General features: G+C 42.6%; 24 protein-coding genes. 10 read left to right on the forward strand and 14 right to left on the reverse strand.

Features of this window, described 5'->3' with window-relative positions:
- Window positions 1-185 precede the first annotated feature (185 nt).
- On the forward strand, window positions 186-2255 hold the full coding sequence (locus FNK51_RS02410) for a transglycosylase domain-containing protein (protein WP_141992324.1): 2070 nt from the start codon (window positions 186-188) through the stop codon (window positions 2253-2255).
- Window positions 2256-2405: 150 nt separating this feature from the next.
- Here the strand turns inward: FNK51_RS02410 and FNK51_RS02415 are convergent, their stop codons facing one another.
- Together FNK51_RS02415 and FNK51_RS02420 are read right to left on the reverse strand one after the other, a co-directional pair.
- Complete coding sequence (locus tag FNK51_RS02415) at window positions 2406-2915, reverse strand: YwhD family protein (RefSeq protein WP_054398584.1); 510 nt, start codon at window positions 2913-2915, stop codon at window positions 2406-2408.
- Window positions 2916-2956: 41 nt separating this feature from the next.
- The gene (locus FNK51_RS02420) at window positions 2957-3631 is read right to left on the reverse strand and encodes a site-2 protease family protein (RefSeq protein WP_286178547.1); all 675 of its coding nucleotides are present in this window, start codon (window positions 3629-3631) and stop codon (window positions 2957-2959) included.
- Between the two features lie 139 nt (window positions 3632-3770).
- Between FNK51_RS02420 and FNK51_RS02425 the strand changes: the two genes are divergently transcribed.
- The gene (locus FNK51_RS02425) at window positions 3771-3956 is read left to right on the forward strand and encodes a 2-hydroxymuconate tautomerase (RefSeq protein WP_034315897.1); all 186 of its coding nucleotides are present in this window, start codon (window positions 3771-3773) and stop codon (window positions 3954-3956) included.
- Window positions 3957-3985: 29 nt separating this feature from the next.
- On the opposite strand, the gene FNK51_RS02430 is transcribed toward FNK51_RS02425, so the two are convergent.
- From FNK51_RS02430 to FNK51_RS02440, 3 genes are all read right to left on the reverse strand, one after another.
- Complete coding sequence (locus FNK51_RS02430) at window positions 3986-4495, reverse strand: YwgA family protein (RefSeq protein ID WP_076368383.1); 510 nt, start codon at window positions 4493-4495, stop codon at window positions 3986-3988.
- Between the two features lie 32 nt (window positions 4496-4527).
- Window positions 4528-5835, reverse strand: a complete 1308-nt coding sequence (locus tag FNK51_RS02435) for an HD domain-containing protein (RefSeq protein ID WP_098370218.1) — start codon at window positions 5833-5835, stop codon at window positions 4528-4530.
- A gap of 236 nt (window positions 5836-6071) precedes the next feature.
- Entirely contained in the window at window positions 6072-6293 is a 222-nt protein-coding gene (locus tag FNK51_RS02440; protein WP_048683566.1) for a YuzB family protein, read from the reverse strand.
- 291 nt (window positions 6294-6584) lie between these two features.
- Here FNK51_RS02440 and FNK51_RS02445 point away from each other — a divergent pair, with 291 nt between their 5' ends.
- Entirely contained in the window at window positions 6585-7331 is a 747-nt protein-coding gene (locus FNK51_RS02445; protein WP_098370219.1) for an RsfA family transcriptional regulator, read from the forward strand.
- Window positions 7332-7557: 226 nt separating this feature from the next.
- Here the strand turns inward: FNK51_RS02445 and lipL are convergent, their stop codons facing one another.
- Window positions 7558-8406, reverse strand: coding sequence for an octanoyl-[GcvH]:protein N-octanoyltransferase (gene lipL / locus FNK51_RS02450; RefSeq protein WP_141992325.1), 849 nt, complete (start codon window positions 8404-8406; stop codon window positions 7558-7560).
- 34 nt (window positions 8407-8440) lie between these two features.
- Entirely contained in the window at window positions 8441-9427 is a 987-nt protein-coding gene (gene pta, locus FNK51_RS02455; protein WP_141992326.1) for a phosphate acetyltransferase, read from the reverse strand.
- A 259-nt stretch (window positions 9428-9686) separates the two neighbouring features.
- On the opposite strand from pta, the gene hemQ reads away from it, so the two are divergent.
- Entirely contained in the window at window positions 9687-10436 is a 750-nt protein-coding gene (hemQ, locus tag FNK51_RS02460; RefSeq protein WP_063234194.1) for a hydrogen peroxide-dependent heme synthase, read from the forward strand.
- Window positions 10437-10850: 414 nt separating this feature from the next.
- Complete coding sequence (gene gerQ / locus FNK51_RS02465; protein ID WP_141992327.1) at window positions 10851-11366, forward strand: spore coat protein GerQ; 516 nt, start codon at window positions 10851-10853, stop codon at window positions 11364-11366.
- A 75-nt stretch (window positions 11367-11441) separates the two neighbouring features.
- Here the strand turns inward: gerQ and FNK51_RS02470 are convergent, their stop codons facing one another.
- From FNK51_RS02470 to FNK51_RS02485, 3 genes are all read right to left on the reverse strand, one after another.
- Window positions 11442-11810: a DUF423 domain-containing protein gene (locus tag FNK51_RS02470; protein WP_076368389.1), complete on the reverse strand. Its 369-nt coding sequence runs from the start codon at window positions 11808-11810 to the stop codon at window positions 11442-11444.
- A 23-nt stretch (window positions 11811-11833) separates the two neighbouring features.
- Window positions 11834-12169: a YwdI family protein gene (locus FNK51_RS02475; protein WP_141992328.1), complete on the reverse strand. Its 336-nt coding sequence runs from the start codon at window positions 12167-12169 to the stop codon at window positions 11834-11836.
- A gap of 192 nt (window positions 12170-12361) precedes the next feature.
- A complete protein-coding gene (locus FNK51_RS02485; RefSeq protein WP_141992329.1) occupies window positions 12362-13042 on the reverse strand; it encodes a uracil-DNA glycosylase in 681 nt (226 codons plus the stop codon).
- 152 nt (window positions 13043-13194) lie between these two features.
- Between FNK51_RS02485 and FNK51_RS02490 the strand changes: the two genes are divergently transcribed.
- Window positions 13195-14628 (forward strand): phospholipase D family protein, encoded by a 1434-nt coding sequence (locus tag FNK51_RS02490; protein ID WP_141992330.1) that lies wholly within the window; start codon window positions 13195-13197, stop codon window positions 14626-14628.
- 137 nt (window positions 14629-14765) lie between these two features.
- Complete coding sequence (locus tag FNK51_RS02495) at window positions 14766-15113, forward strand: YflT domain-containing protein (RefSeq protein ID WP_098370226.1); 348 nt, start codon at window positions 14766-14768, stop codon at window positions 15111-15113.
- Between the two features lie 77 nt (window positions 15114-15190).
- On the opposite strand, the gene FNK51_RS02500 is transcribed toward FNK51_RS02495, so the two are convergent.
- Genes FNK51_RS02500 through mobA form a run of 4 tightly spaced genes read right to left on the reverse strand, consistent with a single transcriptional unit; the run spans window position 15191 to window position 17550 of the window.
- A complete protein-coding gene (locus tag FNK51_RS02500) occupies window positions 15191-16210 on the reverse strand; it encodes a MoeB/ThiF family adenylyltransferase (protein WP_141992331.1) in 1020 nt (339 codons plus the stop codon).
- 24 nt (window positions 16211-16234) lie between these two features.
- Window positions 16235-16468 (reverse strand): molybdopterin converting factor subunit 1, encoded by a 234-nt coding sequence (gene moaD / locus FNK51_RS02505; protein ID WP_141992332.1) that lies wholly within the window; start codon window positions 16466-16468, stop codon window positions 16235-16237.
- On the reverse strand, window positions 16461-16925 hold the full coding sequence (locus FNK51_RS02510) for a molybdenum cofactor biosynthesis protein MoaE (protein WP_098370229.1): 465 nt from the start codon (window positions 16923-16925) through the stop codon (window positions 16461-16463). The genes moaD and FNK51_RS02510 overlap by 8 nt, the downstream gene beginning before the upstream one ends.
- Window positions 16915-17550: a molybdenum cofactor guanylyltransferase gene (mobA, locus tag FNK51_RS02515; RefSeq protein WP_141992333.1), complete on the reverse strand. Its 636-nt coding sequence runs from the start codon at window positions 17548-17550 to the stop codon at window positions 16915-16917. The genes FNK51_RS02510 and mobA overlap by 11 nt, the downstream gene beginning before the upstream one ends.
- Window positions 17551-17923: 373 nt before the next feature.
- Here mobA and pdxK point away from each other — a divergent pair, with 373 nt between their 5' ends.
- The 3 genes from pdxK to bshB2 all read left to right on the forward strand — a co-directional run bounded on the left by pdxK (window position 17924) and on the right by bshB2 (window position 19986).
- On the forward strand, window positions 17924-18751 hold the full coding sequence (gene pdxK, locus FNK51_RS02520; RefSeq protein ID WP_181762157.1) for a pyridoxine/pyridoxal/pyridoxamine kinase: 828 nt from the start codon (window positions 17924-17926) through the stop codon (window positions 18749-18751).
- A gap of 124 nt (window positions 18752-18875) precedes the next feature.
- Entirely contained in the window at window positions 18876-19223 is a 348-nt protein-coding gene (locus FNK51_RS02525) for a YojF family protein (RefSeq protein ID WP_076368396.1), read from the forward strand.
- Window positions 19224-19320: 97 nt separating this feature from the next.
- The gene (bshB2, locus tag FNK51_RS02530) at window positions 19321-19986 is read left to right on the forward strand and encodes a bacillithiol biosynthesis deacetylase BshB2 (protein ID WP_098370231.1); all 666 of its coding nucleotides are present in this window, start codon (window positions 19321-19323) and stop codon (window positions 19984-19986) included.
- Window positions 19987-20040 lie beyond the last annotated feature (54 nt).

Genomic DNA, 20040 nt, shown 5'->3' on the forward strand with positions numbered 1-20040 from the left:
TCATATTGTCAGTCACCTTATAGGTTCCCCAAAATCGGTATAGTCATTAGCTAGAAAAATTATAGACGAATCTAGCAGAATTGCAAGATAAATTTCATAAATGCAGTTCTTATGTTTAAAATTTTCTTTTTTTTCCATAATAGTAATAGATACTAGATTCTTACCTGATAAGAGAGGTGAAAGCAATGGAATTGATTCCAAGCGAACGATTTAAAAGGACAACTAAATATGTACGGGCCTTCATCATCCTTGCCGCAATCGGGCTCACGATACTCTTTGTATTGCTTCTCTCTTTACTGATTTATGCAAAAATATTAGGTCCTCCCCCCTTGGTCGTGCCGCAGTCCACTCTCTATTATAGTGATGATGGAAATGTTATCGGTGAAACAGATAATGGCCAGAAACGTTATTGGGCCGGAATGGAGTCGATTTCGCCACAGCTCATCAAAGCGACTGTCGCCGTTGAGGACCGTCAGTTTTACACTCATAACGGATTTGATATAAAGCGGATCGGCGGTGCCATCCTTGCTGATATTAAGGCAATGTCCAAAGTCCAGGGTGCAAGCACCATTACCCAGCAGTATGCCAGGAACCTGTTTCTTGGGCATGACAAAACGTGGTCGCGTAAGTTTAATGAGGCCTTTTATACGATACGTTTAGAAATGAACTACTCCAAAAAGGAAATTCTAGAAGGCTATTTAAATACGATTTACTATGGCCACGGCGCATATGGAGCCCAAGCTGCAAGTCAATATTACTTTGGCAAGGATGCCAAGGATTTGACTCTTCCTGAAGCGAGCATGCTGGCTGGAATACCAAAAGGGCCGTCAAACTATTCACCATTGGGTAACTTTGAAAAAGCGAAATCAAGGCAGAAAGTTGTCCTGCAAGCCATGAAAAACAAAAACTACATTTCAGGAAAAAATATCGCGGAAGCATTGCGAACATCCCTTACATTAAAGGGCGAGCACGGAACGGTCACTAATAAGACCGCTCCCTATTTCCAAGATGCCGTCAAACAAGCTTTAAAGTCTCAGCTTCATTTGGATGACCGGACGATCGAGCTCGGCGGGCTTAGGGTCTATACCACACTGGACGAAACCCAGCAGGATGCTGCCGAAGAGGTTCTTTCCAATACCATACCCAAGTCTTCAGGCATTCAAGCCTCGATCGTGGCAATGGATCCGGATACCGGGGAGGTCCGTGCGCTGGTCGGCGGTAAAGATTATTCCGAGTCACCATTTAATCGGGCTACACAGGCCGTTCGCCAGCCTGGTTCAACCATGAAGCCATTGCTATACTATTCAGCGCTGGAGAACGGTTTCACACCGTCCACCACCTTAAAAAGCGAGACAACTACATTTTCTTTCGATGATGGTCACTCATCCTACACACCGCATAATTATAACCATCAATATGCGGAAGGCGAAATCACGATGGCCCAGGCCATTGCTCTTTCCGATAATATCTTCGCCGTAAAAACGCACTTGTTCCTTGGGGAACAGACATTGGTCGATACGGCGCATCGTTTCGGAATCACGGCCAAGATGGATGCGGTTCCTTCCCTGGCACTCGGTACGTCAGGTGTAAAGGCGATTGAAATGGTGAACGCATATAGCATTCTGGCTAACGGCGGCAAAAAGGTTAAACCCGTGTTTATCAAAAAGGTTGAAAATCAAAAAGGTGAAGTGATTTTTGATGAAAATGAGAAACCGGAACAGATTTTGGATGAGGACAAGGCATTTATCATGACCCAGATGCTTACAGGTGTTTTCGATGAAACCTTAAATGGCTATACGAAAGTGACCGGCAGCACCATCAGTTCCCAGCTGACCCGCCCATATGCCGGCAAATCAGGCTCCACCCCGACGGATAGCTGGATGATTGGTTACACACCGGGGCTTGTTGCAGGAGTATGGACTGGATATGATCAAGGTAAAAAGATCGAGATCCCTGCTGAAAAAGGCTATGCAAAGAAAATCTGGGCTTCCTATATGGAGAAGGGCCTGCAAGGGAAACCGGCAAAAGCGTTTAAGGAAACCAAAAACGTAATCGGGGTAAACGTGAATCCCGTAAGCGGAAAATTGGCCACAAAGGATTGTCCTGTCTCAAGATTGACTTATTATGTTAAAGGCACCGAGCCTGTCGAATACTGTGCCGAGCACTTTAAGGGTGAGAATCCGAAACATGCCCCAAAAGAAGAAGAACATAAAAAGGCCCCGTGGTACAAAAAAGTCCTAAAACCTTGGGGATAACGAAAAACCCCCGAAGCCGGCAGCGGCTTCGGGGGTTTTTCTGTCCTAGTTCCACAGTGACTAAACTGCTGTCTTTAAGTTTACTGATTTTATCGCTTTCCTACAAGTGCATTTTTCACTAAACTTAACATTTCATCCATTAAACGAGATTCAAACCGTCAATGACTCCTTCAGCTGATCTGAAGAGCGCTCCCACATTCCTGCATCATGATTTTTCAGGAAGTCTGCAAGCACACGCTTTGATTTATCGTCCATGTCCTCGACGATGATTTTTCGTTTCAGCGACTTATCCATCCTGTTGACATGTTCCGGAAGCGATTTGTAACCGCGTCTAATTGACCTGTCGACCGTCATTTCACATGCTGTCACACCTGCATAGTGCGGACCGTTTTGAGTTGCTTCAATGGTCACCCAAACAAGCCAGTAAGGTTTAGCATTCGGGACTTCCTCTTTAGTTTTTAAAAACTTGATCCCTTTTTCCACTGCACTTCTGGCATGCATCGCGCCGATATCGACCTCTGCTTCACCTGCATCCACATCGATGATGACCGGAGAAATATTATCGAGCGTTAAAACCCCTGCTCCATATCCGCCATGACCTTCTGTAGGGTCGTTTTTTATAATATTGAAGCCTACCTTTTTCTTTGGTTGTTCTTCCATGTTTGTATCCCCCTTTATCGTTTGTCATTCCTTATTATTGGTTAAAAAAACAAAAGTGAAAAAAATTGACTCAGGATGCCTCCTACAAATTTAATACCGGTATCCATAATCGGTCTAATTGTATAATCGCTCAGCGGTGTGATGATCAAAATCAAAAAAATCAGGGAGCCATATTGTTCATACTGGGTCATTCTTGCCCGCAAGTCCGCTGAAACAAGATCCTGTACGATCCTATAACCATCGAGCGGCGGCAGCGGTATCAGATTAAATACAAATAAAAGGACATTTAAATTTATGAGTATATTTAAGAAGGGCTCGACGAAAAACGGTAAATCAGGTCCAACGCCTGCTGCAAGCAATCCGTAAAAAATTAAAAAACCCAAAATTGCAACAATCAAATTACTGAACGGACCGGCAAAAGAGACGAGCACTCCTGCCAATTTTGGATTCTTGAAATGAAAACGATTTACCGGTACAGGTCTAGCCCAACCAAATCCGGCTATTAATATCAGCAATGTTCCGATCGGATCCAAATGAGAAATCGGATTCAATGTGACTCTTCCTTCATTCTTTGCAGTCGGGTCACCGAACTTATAGGCCACATAAGCATGGGAAAATTCATGAACCGTAAATGCGATTAACAGTGACACAATGACATATGGAAGCTCTTCCAACCTATAAGCCAAAAACCGTTCTATTTGATCAAAGAATTCCATCGATAGCTTCTCCCCCATTGTTTATTACCGTTAGTATACATCAAAAGTCCAAGAAGTGAAAAAACTCTGACTTCCGTGTCTTGCAATTCTTTTTCCATTGTGAAACACTACAAGATAAGAGAGGAAGGGGGGAAAAGAGATGCCATATGTAACAGTCAAAATGCTTGAAGGCCGTACAGACGAACAAAAAAAGGCTTTAGTCGAAAAGGTGACTGCAGCCGTTACGGAAACAACTGGCGCACCAGCTGAAGCCGTGACGATTTTCATTGAAGAAATGTCAAAAAATCATTTAGCAGTAGCCGGTGTCCGTAAAAGCGATTTATAAGATTTACATAATGGGGAAAAGCTAAGCCATCAATTCGGCTTAGCTTTTGTTTTTAACTGCTCAATATATTCATATGCCTCATCAATTTCTTCAAGCGTATATTTTTGTTTGCTTTTCAGCGTGAAAATTTTCTCGGTGACTTCCTCTTTTTCAAGCGTGTCGAAGTATAACACCGTTGAAACCAGCTCCAAAAACCGGGCATTCTGTTCGTTCATATCCAGTAGGCATGCCTCGAGTGCCGGCATCTCCACTTCCTGAATGGATAGGAAATCCTGGCCGGCATCCGTTATCGAATAACAATATTGATAATAGCCTGCTTTTTTTTCCCTCACTTCATTCAAGTAACCCATCTCGCAGAGCTCTTCAATCCGTAAGGTCAACTCCTCCGAATACGGTCCATAAAAGTGAAACTGGAACTTTTCATGAAATGGGAAGGACAGCTTTTTTGCGATATAAACGATTTTTTGTAATTTTTTCCGACCCGAGATTTCACCTGCAGTAGAAATTGCATTGATTATGTTTGCATGATCCTTAAACAAGGCTCGTCACTCCTCACCAAAAATGTACCACTTTAATCCGATAGCTCTAAAAGCTTGCGAATCTGTTTTTTTATATTTTTCTTCGTAGATTCATCACGCAATAAATCCGCTGGATAATACAACTTATGATCCGTTCTTCTTTTCCCTGAAATTGCATCGACAATTTCGGATTCACGCGATAATTCACGAATTTCGCCATTATTTTTCAGCAAGTGAATCGGCAGTCTCTCCTCTTCCTCACCTGGCCGGTAAAAATCATACGGCAGATCTGAAGAAGAATCGACGACAAGATAATAATCCGGATCGATGCCTGCCTTCTTGAATAGCGTCCTTAATTCCATCAACCTGTTCATTTGACTGTTCGATGGATGGAATTCAACATATTTAAATAGTTTACGGTTAACGAAGCGAGTGCATAAATCTTTTAAAATCGCATCGTTCTCCTCTTCCCATGCTTCGAAATAATAGAGCATCACCGCTTCATCCATTTTCAAGTAGTCATTTAAAGTCACTTCTCCCTTGAACAATGAATAAAAATGGTGCGGTTCTTGAGCAAACTCATAACCGGATTCATATAAATGTTTCGCCCTATGCAGAATCTTGGTAAGTATGACCTCCGCACTTCTCGTAACTGGATGGAAATAAACCTGCCAGTACATTTGGTAACGACTCATGATATAATCCTCAACCGCATGCATCCCGCTTTGCTTTATGACGGCATGTTCTTCCCTTGGCCTCATTACACGCAAAAGCCTTTCCATATCGAAATGTCCATAACTAACGCCAGTGAAGTAAGCATCACGCTGTAAATAATCCATTCTATCAGCATCGATCTGACTTGAAATCAAGCTGACTACTAATTTGCCTTTATAGGTTTTCGCTATGACTTCTGCCACTTTTTTAGGAAAATCACGTCCAACTCTAAGGAGGATCTTATTCACTTCCGTATCGCCGAGGATTATTTGCCGTGTGAATTGCTCATGATCCAGGTCAAACACTTTTTCAAAAGAATGAGAGAAAGGACCATGACCCAAATCATGCAGCAGTGCTGCGCACAAGGATAGTAACCGTTCCTCAGGTTTCCATTCCGGTCTGCCCTCGAAAACATCATCCACGATTCTCCGGACAATCTCATATACTCCAAGCGAATGGCTAAGCCGGCTATGTTCCGCACCATGAAAGGTCAAATAAGTCGTCCCCAGCTGTTTGATCCTTCTAAGACGCTGGAATTCCTTCGTCCCTATTAAATCCCATATAACCCGGTCACGAACATGTATATATCGGTGCACCGGGTCCTTGAATACTTTTTCTTCTTGTAATTTTTCGCCGGAATATTCCATGAACTACCCTCTTTTTCATAATCTCGATGCACTCATTATAGCGTGTTTTGACAAAAAACCCTAACATCCACCTTGCTAGTAAGAGGGGTCCTTTTGTAAGAAAACGGAAGTTTCGGTCTGATTTTGTCTTGAAAATAAGAAAATAAAAAATCACCGCAGTGTGTTGAATCTGGGTGATGATTACTTGTTCCATTTATCATAAGCAAACAATCCACTCTACCTATATATCATGGATCCTACTTTAGTTTTTTATTGATTTTATCTAGTAACTCGTCTTCTGTCGGTGCAGCAACTGGACGGTTATTGACAAAGGCAAAAGACTTCTTTCTGCCAGGACCGCAATAGGATTGACAGCCCACTTCAATTTTCGCGTCGGGATCAAGCTTTTCAAGACGCGGGATCAATGTTTTAATGTTTACCGCCAAGCAGTCATCGCACACTCTGAATTCATTGGACATCCTCCGGTCACCATCCTTTCCATGACAAACTATTTTTCATCCATTTATATGACTAAAGGGTATTTTACCGCTTCTACTTATGAATATCAAGAGGGCTTGAACATGTGAAAAGGAAAGGGCAGCCGCTGTAAAAGGATGTAATTAATCAAAAAACTAGTATCCTTTTAACCTTTTTGTATAAAAAATCCAGATTTTGTCCAAAATGCTAGTAGAACACTCCATAAATCACTGCCACACGATATTTTATATAGTTATTTATTTTAAAAGTTACCAGAAAGGGAGTATGTAGAAATGAAGGTTCGTCAAGACGCCTGGACAGAAGAAGATGATTTGCTTTTGGCTGAAACGGTATTGCGCCATGTGCGGGAAGGCAGCACTCAGCTTAATGCTTTTGAAGAGGTAGGAGATAAGTTGAATCGCACCTCTGCAGCATGCGGATTCCGCTGGAATGCAGTTGTCCGCCATAATTATGATAAGGCGCTTTCCCTAGCCAAGAAACAGCGTAAGCAGCGGCAAAGGATCCTTGGAAAAGATCAAGGAGGGAAAAAACGGCTTCTTTATACACCGCCGTCCCCAACGATTTCCGACATAATGGTTCCCCATGTACAAGAAGAGGAACTAGAGTTGAAGTCCGAAGTCGATACTACCAATTATGAAGCAGCAGAGGAATTCGTTGTGGCTGAAGCCCTCGCTCCTATGACACAGCAAACACCAGTGACTTTGGAAACGGCCATGAGCCTTGATGCCGTCATCGCCTATTTGGAATCTATGAACGGCCGCATGCTTCAAGCTGAAGTATTAAAAACCGAAAATGAAAGATTGAAGCTTGAAATTAAAGGGCTGAAAAAGCGAAACGAAGATTTGGAGAATAAAATCAGCCACCTGGAACAAAACAGCGGCTTGATGCAGGAAGATTATGAAACTTTGATGAATATCATGAATCGAGCAAGAAAGCTGGTCTTGTTAGAGGAAGAGGAACGTCCGGCAACGAAGTTCAAGATGGACCGGAATGGCAATTTGGAAAAAATGGCCGAGTAATAAGATAATGTGGGGTTCAGTTATAATAGATCAACCACATGCCAAAGGCCGTTTCACCCATGTTTATCTTAAAAAAGGGAGCCGACAAGGCTCTTTTTTTCATTGTTTCAAGAAAGAATCAATAATATCTCCGCCTATCATACAGGCCTTTTAAAGTTTCAGTGAATGCTAAAGTCGTATTTAATGAAAAAGCCGTTCCTGAATTACTGGAACGGCTTCTTTCATATCAATCCTTTAATGCATCGAACACTTTATCATTGCGTTCCACCACTCTTGTCAAGTATGCCTCATACATCGGCCATTCCTGAACGGAAAGAGTGTCAGAGAATATCCTTTCGCTATGTTCCTTCAATACATGCAGGAATCTGAGCATAACGTCCTGAACACTCAATTGCACGCCCAACAATTCCGTTAGGGACGCCATTACCGAAGGGACGATATCAGGATAAGCGAATTTAGTTTCTGCATTTCCTTTAGCTGCATCATAAAAACCCTTCACGAGGCTGGCACGTTCAGCCCCGCTTCCATTGACACACAAATAGATTTGCACCGCTACGCCATTGCGGATCCTGCGTTGGGATATCCCGGCAAACTTTTGCCCATTTATACTTAAATCATAACTTCCAGGACAATAGGAACCGATGATTTCCCTTGCCTCCATCGTGACCGGGAAATCGGCAAACATCAATTGGACAAGCTCCCACATCGCATCATATCCACGATTGATTTCAATTTTCTGCTCGTTTTCAGGAAAAATGAGCGACAAATTAAGGACACCCTCATCCAGCACGACTGCCAGCCCTCCGGAATTCCTCACGATGGCCTGAAAACCATGTTCTTCTAAATGATCCAAACCCTTTTTAAGAAAAGGCAACTTCGTATCCTGTATACCCATGACGATGGTTCGATGATGTACCCACGCCCTGGCTACGGCCGCTGATTTACCTGACCCTACGGAAGCACAAAATGTATCATCCATCGCAAAGGACTCCAGAGCTGGAAACTGAGGTCCAACGGAAGATTGGTCAATAATCCTCCACTCTTGCTGCATTAATAATGAATCTGTTTCACTCATACGAATCTCCCTCTACATTTAATCCTCAAGCTGCCTATTGATACTGCGCCACAAATCCCTGTGCCGCTGTAATGACAGCCAGTTTATATACATCCTCTTCACTGCATCCCCTCGAAAGGTCATTCACCGGACGGTTCAGCCCCTGTAGGATCGGACCGACCGCTTCGAAGCCACCCAAGCGCTGTACCATCTTATAGCTAATGTTCCCTGCTTCGAGACTTGGGAAAATAAAAACATTCGCATCCCCCTGAATAAGGGAATCCGGCGCTTTTTTTCTTGCTACCGAAGGAACGAAAGCCGCGTCAAACTGAAATTCCCCATCAAGAATTACTTCAGGGTCCATTTCTTTTGCCAAATCGACAGCATCAGCCACTTTTAAGGTTTCGGGGGATGTTGCCGACCCCTTCGTCGAAAAGCTCAGCATTGCCACACGCGGTTCGATATCGAACATTAGTGCAGTCTTCGCACTTTCTATAGCAATTTCAGCCAGGTCTTGGGAATTGGGGTTTATATTGATCGCACAATCCGCGAACACATATTTTTCTTCATCCCGGACCATGATGAATACTCCCGATGTTTTTTGGACGCCTGGCTTTGTTTTTATGATCCTTAAGGCGGGACGAACCGTATCGGCAGTCGAATGCGTTGCACCACTTACCATTCCATGTGCCTGTTTCATATGGACGAGCATGGTTCCAAAGTAGTTCTCATCCATTAAGATTTCACGTGCTTGTACCTCGGTCGCTTTACCCTCACGGACCTTCACGAACGCTTCAACCATTTCGTCCATCATGATATAATTCTTCGGATCATATATTTCGATTGCATCAAGGGAGATTTTCATATCTTTTGCCTTCTCTTGAATCGACCCGATATCCCCGATCAATACCGGTGTCACCAGTTTAGCTTTGGCAAGCCTTGCTGCCGCTCCCAAAATCCGTTCATCCAGCCCTTCTGGAAAAACGATCTTTAAATTATTCCCCATAACTTTCGCTTCCAATATTTCAAATAAATCACCCATTGGCTCTTCCTCCTTTTTTAGATACGTTTTCCCTATTTCCTTCTATATTTAACCATCCGGTGAAAATCCATAGTCGTCTTCTTTTAAGAATACTCTAGCAGCCAGGTAATTTCCAGCCACTTTGGTCCCCTGCCAATCCGCAAATTTGAATATTGTTTGAACACCGAAAAACAGTGATGGTGTTTGCGGGTTGATATAAATTTCCTTATACTGAAACTATGTTATATTAAAGTTATAATAAGACTTAGGAGTGATCGTAATGAGTGAAGCAGCACAAACACTGGACGGCTGGTATTGTTTACATGATTTCCGTCTGATCGACTGGGCTTCTTGGAAAACGTTATCAAGCGACGAACGCCAATTGGCCATCTCAGAATTCCAAGGTTTACTGGATAAATGGAATATGACACAAAGCGACAATGAAGGCAGCCATGCCCTATATTCCATCGTTGGTCAGAAAGCGGACTTCATGCTTATGTTTGCCCGCCCAACCATGGAGGAATTGAATGCAATTGAAAACGAATTCAACAAAACGAAGCTTGCGGAATATACAGTTCCTGCTTATTCATACGTTTCCGTCGTGGAATTAAGCAATTACTTAGCTGGAGGAGATGGTGAGGACCCTTACCAGAACCCTCATGTCCGTTCAAGACTTTATCCGATACTTCCAAAAGCGAAACATGTGTGCTTCTATCCAATGGACAAGCGTCGTGATGGCGATGATAACTGGTATATGCTTTCCATGGAAGAGCGCAAAGGCTTAATGCGTTCCCACGGCTTGATTGGCCGCAGTTATGCCGGTAAAGTGAAACAAATCATTTCGGGTTCTGTCGGTTTTGACGATTATGAATGGGGCGTTACACTATTCGCAGATGATGTCCTTCAATTTAAAAAATTAATCTATGAAATGCGTTTTGATGAAGTGAGTGCACGTTACGCTGCATTTGGTTCTTTCTTTGTAGGCAATATCCTGCCGGAAGAAAACGTACCTTCATTCCTATACGTATAAGACGATGGGCTTCCGGTTTCCGGAAGCTTTTTTTGCGTCCCCTCCTTTTTATTTTTCCCCGGCTATGGAATAAATCCAATCCACATCCCATACATTTTCAATAGTGATGAATTTATTTTTTCACAGTCCCATTCAGCTTCAGGAAAATTGATCAAGGCAATTCCTGACTCCAGCGAGGTGAAGGAACGTTACTTCTATTCATTGGCCGGCAAGAGGGTATGGTTTATATCATGAACGGCAGCCGTTATGTATCGCTTAACTTTCATTGTGGTTTTTTAAGCCACCCGGGGATTGTCCAGAAAACATATACAATACTACCGGTCGCTATAAATCGCACAGTTTCTCCCAGTCCACACTCTTGGATTGTCCAAATTCCACAGCATCAACTAAACCTTGAATTTAGGAGGGAATGCAATGTCACAAAATAATCCTTATGGTAACTATCCGTACGGGGGAAGCCCTTATTACCCCTATGAGAATAATGAGCCTGAACTAAGGCAGCAGAATCCTAACCCGCAACAAGGTTACCCGCAGCAAGGATACCAACAGCCATCATACCAGCCACAACAGCCCACTATGGCAGGCACGCCACAACAAATGCCGATGCAGGTGAGTCCAGCCACTTCCGGACCACAGATACCCGGCATGCTTCCGGTCGAACAGTCGTACATCGAGAACATCTTGCGTTTGAATAAAGGGAAATTAGCCACTGTTTATACAACGTTTGAAAACAACAAGGAATGGAATGCCAAGATCTTCAAAGGAATCATTGAGGCTGCAGGACGCGATCACTTAATCATAAGCGACCCTCAAACGGGAAAACGATACTTAATCCCGATGGTATACTTAGATTATATAACGTTTGATGAAGAAATCGAATATGAATATCCATTTGGAGGCGCTGGGCTTGCCACCTATTCGCCAAGGTAAAGAAAATCCAATAAAGAAGAGCCTCAGAATCTATTTGATTTTGAGGCTCTTCTTATATTGGAATGACTTTTTTCATTACAAGTATTTATATGCAGCAATGATCATTAAGACCCAAGCAACCAAGAATGAAACCCCGCCAAGCGGTGTGATGGCACCAAGGACTTTGATTTGCGTAACGCTTAGAACGAATAGGCTTCCGGAAAACAGGATAATTCCTATTAGCATAAGCCAGCCGGACCAGTTGATCAGCGGACTTGAAATCTTCCCAGCCAATAAACCAATTACCAATAAACCCACCGCATGGAACATTTGATATTGAACAGCGGTTTGCCAGGTTTCTAAATATTTATCAGGAATTTTCCCTTCCAGCCCGTGTGCACCGAATGCACCTAGTGCCACAGCAATAAACCCATTCAATGCACCTAAAATGATGAACAGTTTCAATTATTTCGCTCCCCTTCCCTAATTTAAAAATCGAACAAGGACTCCCCATTGGCCTCATCCATTTTAACCGGTTCTACATTCGGTGTAGCCGACATAACGGGCTGGGTCAATGTGATTGGCTTCGGTATGCTGATGTTCACTGCTTTTTCATCCACCATTACTTCACAAAGTGACTTAATGGCGATTACATACCCCTGCACCTTATCCTCTGAATTTGCCTGTTTCGCTTTTAAAGCAAGCTCTTCAATTTTATCCAACATTTGTCTTGATGAAATATCCAACTTTACCACCTCGTCTATATACAGGTCAAAACTATCATAACTAGCATAGCAAAAATCAGAGAAGAAAACACCTTGCATATTTCCTACCTCTTAATTGGCTTGGCCTGAAATTTCATGCATGGCTGTCCTGAAGAATGAAAGACATCAAGAGAAGGCTGGTTTGATGTTTTAAATTGAAAAGCACGGCAGCCCTTTGGAAAACTGGGATCCCAGGTTATATAGAAATGGCGGCACGCTATACAATTCACCCGTTTCGTTTTCTTGCCCATATCATCGGTTCGAGATTTTCCAATCAATTGGGGATTCCCCCATTTCCATCAGCAATTGATTTGTTGTGGAAAAAGGCTTGGTGCCAAAGAAACCACGGGAAGCCGACAGCGGACTCGGATGTACGGACTTAATGATTTTATGACGGGTCTCATCAATCAAAGGGATTTTGGTTTGTGCAGGTTTCCCCCACAGGATGAATACAACAGGCTGCGGACGGTCATTCAATAGGCGAATAACTTGATTCGTAAAGATTTCCCATCCTTTTCCGCGGTGTGAGTTTGCCTCTCCCTCACGAACAGTCATGACGGTATTCAATAGAAGCACTCCCTGTTTTGCCCATTCGACTAGGTAACCATTATTCGGAACCTCATAGCCTAGATCGGTGTGTAACTCTTTAAAAATATTTCTTAAAGAAGGTGGGATGCGAACCTCCGGCTTAACTGAAAAACTAAGGCCATGCGCTTGACCAGGGCCATGGTAAGGGTCCTGTCCAAGGATGACAACCTTTACTTCTTCATAAGGAGTATAGTGAAGTGCATTGAAAATATCGTCCTGATCGGGATGAACGACTCGCTGACTATACTCTTGCTTTATGAATTCCCTTAGCTCCTGGTAATATTCTTTTTTGAATTCCTCTTTCAATAGAGGCCACCAATCATTTGTTAATAACTGCTTTGCCATCTGCCACAGCACCTCTCCACTTTTTGAAACTACATTATATCAAACTACATCGCCTTGTCTTTTTCCATAGATTACGATTTATGTTTCTATATACCCCAAAAGTGGGAAAACAGAAAGTTAGCAAGCAATTTAACCATGTTGGAGGATTCCCTATGAAAAAATGGTACAAAAGAAAACGATTTTATCTGCTTGTCAGCATTTTGATCGTCATTGCACTCGTAATCATCTATAACAGCTACAAGCCTCTCCCCGATGGTATTTCCTATGAAGGAAAGGTTCACCATGTCGAGGATATCGATTTCATCTATGACCTTTCCTATCACGATGAACAAGGGGATATGCAACATGAGCAGCGAATTTTTCGAACCATAAATCAAGCCATAGAAGAGGCTGATTCTTATATCGTAATCGACATGTTTTTGTTTAATGCTTTTTATGATGAAAAGATAAACTTCCCGAAGCTAACCGAGACTCTGAAGGATAATCTGGTTGAACAAAAGAAAAAGAAACCTGGCCTCCAGGTTATTTTCATTACTGATGAAGTGAATACTTCCTATAATGCCTACCAGCTAGAGGCATTGGAAACGATGAAGAAAAATGGCATTGATGTCATTGTTACCAACTTAGACCGCCTCCGGGATCCGAATCCTCTCTATTCAGGTGTATATCGGACCTTTTTCCAATGGTTCGGTGAAAGCGGGAAAGGCTGGATTGTGAATCCAATGGCTAAAAGCGCACCAAAGGTCACCTTGCGTTCTTATCTTAGACTGATGAATATCAAAGCCAATCACAGAAAAGTGGTCGCTACTGAAAAAACGGCCATCATCTCATCTGCCAATCCTCATGACGCAAGTGGATTCCATTCCAATATTGCGTTCCAGATGGATGGGAATATCATCGGAGATTTTGTTAAAGCCGAAGAAGCCGCTTCGAAATTCTCGGGAGGACCGAAGTCATTTCCTGAGTTCAAAGGGACATCAGCAGATAAAGGACCTATATCGGTACAACTGCTAACGGAAGGAAAAATCAATAAACATGTCCTTAAGGCAATCAAGGATGCAAAAAAGGGTGACCACATCCATCTTGCCATGTTCTACATTGCCGATCGCGAGGTTGTCGAGGCATTAACGGATGCAGCTAAACGGGGTGTTAAGATTCAAATGATATTGGATCCGAATCAAAACGCTTTTGGAAGTGAAAAAATCGGGCTTCCCAATCTTCCGGTTGCCGCCGAATTCGAAAAACTGGGGGATGAAAATGTCTCGATCCGCTGGTACAAAACAGATAAAGAACAGTTCCATACAAAGTTGATGATGATCCAAAGGGCTGATGAAACGGTTATCCTTGGAGGATCGGCTAATTATACGTCACGCAATCTAGATGATTATAATCTTGAAGCGAATGTTGAAATCCATGCTCCAAATGATGCGGACGTTTCTAATGATGTAGAAAACTATTTTCAAAGACTTTGGACAAATCAAGATGGAACATACACTGTAGATTATAGTGAATATCAAAAGAAACTACCTGTTTTCAAATATTTGACCTATCGCATTCAAAAGGTGTTCCGCTTCACCACTTACTAAATTATTTCGGTAAATGATGTTTATCGATGCCCAAATAAGGTTATATACTACTATAGCCAATCAACAACCACGATAAGCAAGATTCCATTTACCTATTTTCAAGGGAATCTTACACTAAAATTCAAGGAGGAGTTTATATGTATCAAGTACACGTAGTAGAAAACGGTTTACAAGCAAAGGAAAAAATCGATCAATTAGTTACTTCAGGATATACGAAGGACGATGTATATTTGTTTGCCCATGATAAAACGCGTTCGAAGCACCTTACTGAGAATACAAATACGGAAGATGTAGGCATGAAGGAACAAGGCTTCCTTGATACGGTTGGAAATCTCTTTAAATCACGTGGAGACGAACTTCGTAATCGAATGAGCAATCTTGGTCTTACGGATATGGAAGCAGAACGATACGAGGAAGTGCTTGACGAAGGAAAAGTGGTCATCGTTGCTTCCAAACAAGATAATAAAGACGGGGTTACACACTAATACCCGATAACCATTACCCTATATGGATTCATAAAAAAGCGAGGCTCCTTAACCGGCAGCCTCGTTTTTTATATTCATTATCCCAGGATGCTTTGGTACGTGGCCTTTGCATGGACCATGTCCTTAGTACCGTGAATCAACGCCCGGCCATCCTTGAAAATGACGATACGCTCCCCAGCTTTTTCACAAGAGAGAAGAAATGGATTGAATTTCACCAAATAGCCGCTGCCGTCCAGATCTTTGGCTAGTTTCTCGAGTTGCAGTTCCAAAGGATTTGGCGGTCTTACCTGTACAGTATCCCTCCCGCAAAGAACAGCCGTTTTCGTTGCATTTTCCTGTGTTAAAAAGGGGTATGTCCTCTGCTCCCCGCATGAGAGACAATCTTTCTTTTTCGCTTTTGTCAATTTAACGGTTTGGTATTGATTTCTCCACAGATCAAAAGAAACAAGTGCAGGACGTACCGATTCCCAATCCTCAACAAGGATTTTCAAAGCTTCGGCAGTTTGGTGTGCCACTACCATCGTTACAGCCGGTGATATGATTCCTCCTGTGTCACAGGTCATTCCTTGAATGGGGATTGCTTTAAGCAAACAGTGCAAACATGGAGTCTGTCCGGGAAGGATCGTCAAAGTCATGCCAACACTCCCCACACATGCCCCATAAATCCACGGTATATGAAGCTTTTGTGATAAATCATTAATGATCATCCGTGTCTCAAAGTTATCGGTTGCATCCAATATCAAATCAACATCACCAAGCAGCTGTTCGAGGTTCTGGGCAGTTGCGTCCATGATGATGGCATTCACTTCAACTTCATGATTGATATCAAATAAATGACGCTTTGCCGCTTCTGCTTTTGGCAGTTTCTCCTCGACATCCCGTTCCGTATACAATTGTTGGCGCTGTAAATTACTGGTCTCGACATAATCCCTGTCGACAATGGTAAGCTTCCCTACTCCTGCCCGAGTAAGGGCCTCGGCATTAGCAGATCCCAAAGCACCCGCACCAAGAAGCAAGACATGCTTCTTCATAATTTTCAATTGGCCCCCTTCACCAATGGGGGCGAATAAAGTCTGCCTTGAATATCGCTCTTTCACCGTGAACCCTCCCTTCCGAACGCTTTAGCCCCCACTTACTGGTGGAATGAAAGCAACTGTATCTCCATCAGATAGTAGCGTGTCATCATCGGCAAATTCTTCATTGACCGCCGTCATGACGGTTTCTAGACCTCCCAATTGAAAATCCACCTTCATTTTTCCTTTTAGCTCCGCCACACTCATTCCATTTCCTTCTATAGAAAGGGTCTCTTTGCCTAGCTCATCTTTCAATTGGGCAAATAAAAGTACATTAATCATCAATATCCCCCTCTTCCGGTTTCCCCGATGGATATGGAACGGTTTCCAACTGGTTTCCTACCCATGTCTCCCCATCTTCCCAGTGTTCTTTTTTCCAGATCGGGACGATTTCTTTAATTCTTTCAATCGCATACCTATTCGCCTCATATGCATCATTTCGATGTGGCGTACTAACGGCAATAACCACTGCGATATCCGTGATTTCAAGTTTACCTACACGATGGGTGATCGCCGTTTCTGCATCAGGCCAACGTTCCTTGATCTCAGATCCGATTTGCTCCAATTTCTTGATGGCCATCGGTTCATACGCTTCGTAAATTAAGAAGAGAGTCTTTTTTCCTTTCGTCATTTCCCTCACTGTACCAATAAAGGTCGTGACGGCACCTGCATTCCGCTTGACTACTTTATCAAACACTTCCTGGATGACAATCGGCTCTTTTGAAATATTATAATTCATGTCTACCATCCTTTATATATAATTCAGTTTGATCAATATAACCTGCCTCTTGATAATCTTCCATCGTATTCATATTGAAAAAAAGATATTGAAAATGTTCAGGATTCTCGCAATATAACTTAAAGTCGGTTTCTTTCATGACTTTCACCGAAATCTTTTCCAAAAATAGACTCATTTTTAATTCATGTTTTAATAAACACTCCGTCAGTACAGGAAGACACCTTTTATGGTAAACAGCAAAAAGCGGCTGGAGCCTGCCATTTATTTCTGGAACGACAGCATCGAATTCAGGTTCATAATGGGAAATGATATCCTTTATGGCATCTGCACTCACAAATGGCATATCACAGGCTGCAATGAATTGAAGCTCCGTTTTCGATGAGGTCAACCCTGCATGCAATCCGCCAAGTGGTCCTTGACCTTTATGTAAATCCGGAATTAGCGGAAGTTGCAGAAAATGATATTCTTCAAATGTATTCGTAATGACCATGATGTTTTCTGACACCTTTTTCAATTCGGATGCCACTCTTGAAATGTTCACAACGCCACCTATGGTCAACAGGGCCTTATTCACTCCCATACGGCTTGATTTCCCACCAGCTAAAAGCAACATTGTCCATTCCACAAGAATCTCCCTCCCTTTTTTGGGTTTAATCCAGCATCGAACGGTAAAGCTATACTAAATGTGTCCACTATATTTAAATATTATTTTAAATCAACTTTGAAAATAATGACACCTTCTCAAACTTTGCTTTATATTTCAAAAGATGGAAAGTAGGGTCCAAAGCAAAAAAAGCAGGCTACCCGTCCATCCGATTTCCTGAATTCCAGGTCCGAAAAATGACTTATGCAAGGCCATTGCACTTCTTTCTCTAAGACACTCATATTAGGGTGAAAACTAAGTTTTACATAAAAGAAATTTTGGTATATTCTAAAAATAGGATATTAACTGGTATGCTGATAATATCGATATCTAATTCTCCTGAGGAGGTCACATAATGACTATGAAAAGAGCTATGACAGTTGCCGGATCTGATTCGAGCGGCGGCGCGGGTCTTCAAGCAGATTTAAAGACATTCCAAGAATTCGGGGTTTACGGTATGTCCGCTTTAACGACAATCGTGACGATGGATCCGAAGAATGGCTGGTCCCATAATGTATTCCCTACACCGGTAGAAGTTTTGGAAGCCCAAATCGAAACGATTTTATCAATCGGCATTGACGCAATGAAAACGGGAATGCTTGGATCAGTGGAAATCATTGAACTTGTTGCCCGTAAAATAGACGAGTTGAAGCTGGACAAAGTCGTAATCGATCCAGTTATGGTATGTAAAGGTGAAGATGAAGTATTGCACCCTGAAACGGCCGTAGCTCTGCGTGAACTGCTTGTTCCACGTGCAACTGTAGTCACGCCAAACCTGTTCGAGGCCGCTCAGTTAGCGGGAACTGCGCCTATCAAGACGATTGATGACATGAGGGCTGCAGCTGAAAAGATTCATGCACTTGGTGCAAAATATGTCTTGATCAAAGGCGGTAATAAGCTGGATCTTGATAAAGCCATCGACCTTTTATATGATGGAAAAGAATTTGAAATCCTTGAATCAGAAAAAATCGAAACGACCAATACACATGGTGCCGGCTGTTCTTCTTCCGCAGCTATTGCAGCTCAATTGGCTGAAGGGAAAAGCCCGCGTGAGGCTATCCTCATTGCTAAAGACTTCATTACCGAGGCGGTTCGCCATTCTTGGAAGATGAATGACTATGTTGGACCTGTCAATCATGGTGCATACCATAAATATGGAATTGCGGAAAAAACACAAAAATAAAACATCAAGATTAATGGCTGCTCAAATTCATCGAGCGGCCTTTTTCGCTTTTTTTGCTTTTATTTAGTAAAATAGAAAGAAGGAAAAGCTTATCTAGCCGCCCAGTTAAGGAGGAAATTATAGAATGAAACCTATAGACCGTACAGAGGTGCAAAATGCCATTGATTCTTTCGCCGGACAAGATGTATATCTTCACCTTGAAACGACAAATGGCGCCTATGCCACTCATGTAGATGAAGCTTTCTTTTCGGCAGGTGCTTATATTCGTAATGCTTTTATACAGTATGAACATGGGAAGATTGTTGGGGATGGACCCTACCGCATCGGCTTGAAGCTCAATATTGGCTGGGTATATGCAGAAGGCGTTAACCACTTCGAATTGGATGAACAGGGGAGATTGCTATTGGCAGGCCTTGATTTTTCCGGAAAGCTTGCTGTCTCCATGCAGCTCAGTCCCACTCCCTTTGAATGATGACAACTTGCTTGATATATATCATATAATTCCGATGAAAACTCCCATTCACCGATAACCATACTCACTGTAAGTAGAACGGAAGGAGAAATATACCTTGGAAAAAGAACGCCATGTATTAGTTATATTCCCACATCCCGATGATGAAGCCTTCTCGGTCTCCGGAACGCTTGCCCTTCATAGAGAAGCGGGCACTCCTGTCACCTATTTATGCTTAACTTTAGGAGAAATGGGACGTAATTTAGGAAACCCTCCATTTGCAACAAGGGAATCGCTCCCTAAAATTCGTAAAAAGGAATTAATCGATGCAGCAAATGCGATTGGCATCCAAGATTTACGCATGCTTGGATTGCGCGATAAGACGATTGAATTCGAAGATGATGAAAAGCTGACATCATTATTTACCGATGCCATCAATGAATTGAATCCTTCATTGATCATTACGTTTTACCCAGGATACAGTGTCCATCCAGACCATGAAGCGACGGCACGGGCTGTGGTTCGAGCCGTGGAAAGAATGGAAGAGAAAGAGAGACCTAAACTTCATTGTGTCGCCTTCTCAAATAACTGCATTGACGAATTGGGACAGCCTGACATCATCCAGGATATCTCTGCCGTCGAAGAAAAAAAGGTAGCTGCATTCACTGCCCACCGTTCGCAAACACAGGCAATGGTGATCGATTGGAAAGAGAAATTCGAAAATCAGGATGCGGATTTTCTAGACTGGATTCGCAAAGAACGATTATGGACCTATAAATTTTAAAGAAACCGCCAATAGGCGGTTTTTTTGTTTATGGCATAAAAAAAAAACGCCTGT

This window comes from Bacillus sp. B4EP4a (assembly GCF_006680105.1).
Classification (GTDB): Bacteria; Bacillota; Bacilli; order Bacillales; family DSM-1321; genus Peribacillus; species Peribacillus simplex_E.

What these genes read in the sequence shown, in the direction of transcription:
- moaD (WP_141992332.1), bottom strand. Translation starts at nt 16,468, where the DNA reads ATGATTAATGTACTTTTATTTGCCCAATTGAAAGATGAGCTAGGCAAA.
- FNK51_RS02525 (WP_076368396.1), top strand. Translation starts at nt 18,876, where the DNA reads ATGAAACCTATAGACCGTACAGAGGTGCAAAATGCCATTGATTCTTTC.
- FNK51_RS02490 (WP_141992330.1), top strand. Translation starts at nt 13,195, where the DNA reads ATGAAAAAATGGTACAAAAGAAAACGATTTTATCTGCTTGTCAGCATT.
- hemQ (WP_063234194.1), top strand. Translation starts at nt 9,687, where the DNA reads ATGAGTGAAGCAGCACAAACACTGGACGGCTGGTATTGTTTACATGAT.
- FNK51_RS02445 (WP_098370219.1), top strand. Translation starts at nt 6,585, where the DNA reads ATGAAGGTTCGTCAAGACGCCTGGACAGAAGAAGATGATTTGCTTTTG.
- FNK51_RS02475 (WP_141992328.1), bottom strand. Translation starts at nt 12,169, where the DNA reads ATGCAAGGTGTTTTCTTCTCTGATTTTTGCTATGCTAGTTATGATAGT.
- pta (WP_141992326.1), bottom strand. Translation starts at nt 9,427, where the DNA reads ATGGGTGATTTATTTGAAATATTGGAAGCGAAAGTTATGGGGAATAAT.
- FNK51_RS02425 (WP_034315897.1), top strand. Translation starts at nt 3,771, where the DNA reads ATGCCATATGTAACAGTCAAAATGCTTGAAGGCCGTACAGACGAACAA.
- FNK51_RS02410 (WP_141992324.1), top strand. Translation starts at nt 186, where the DNA reads ATGGAATTGATTCCAAGCGAACGATTTAAAAGGACAACTAAATATGTA.
- FNK51_RS02415 (WP_054398584.1), bottom strand. Translation starts at nt 2,915, where the DNA reads ATGGAAGAACAACCAAAGAAAAAGGTAGGCTTCAATATTATAAAAAAC.
- FNK51_RS02495 (WP_098370226.1), top strand. Translation starts at nt 14,766, where the DNA reads ATGTATCAAGTACACGTAGTAGAAAACGGTTTACAAGCAAAGGAAAAA.
- FNK51_RS02440 (WP_048683566.1), bottom strand. Translation starts at nt 6,293, where the DNA reads ATGTCCAATGAATTCAGAGTGTGCGATGACTGCTTGGCGGTAAACATT.
- pdxK (WP_181762157.1), top strand. Translation starts at nt 17,924, where the DNA reads ATGACTATGAAAAGAGCTATGACAGTTGCCGGATCTGATTCGAGCGGC.
- gerQ (WP_141992327.1), top strand. Translation starts at nt 10,851, where the DNA reads ATGTCACAAAATAATCCTTATGGTAACTATCCGTACGGGGGAAGCCCT.
- FNK51_RS02435 (WP_098370218.1), bottom strand. Translation starts at nt 5,835, where the DNA reads ATGGAATATTCCGGCGAAAAATTACAAGAAGAAAAAGTATTCAAGGAC.
- FNK51_RS02485 (WP_141992329.1), bottom strand. Translation starts at nt 13,042, where the DNA reads ATGGCAAAGCAGTTATTAACAAATGATTGGTGGCCTCTATTGAAAGAG.
- FNK51_RS02420 (WP_286178547.1), bottom strand. Translation starts at nt 3,631, where the DNA reads ATGGAATTCTTTGATCAAATAGAACGGTTTTTGGCTTATAGGTTGGAA.
- FNK51_RS02510 (WP_098370229.1), bottom strand. Translation starts at nt 16,925, where the DNA reads ATGAATTATAATATTTCAAAAGAGCCGATTGTCATCCAGGAAGTGTTT.
- lipL (WP_141992325.1), bottom strand. Translation starts at nt 8,406, where the DNA reads ATGAGTGAAACAGATTCATTATTAATGCAGCAAGAGTGGAGGATTATT.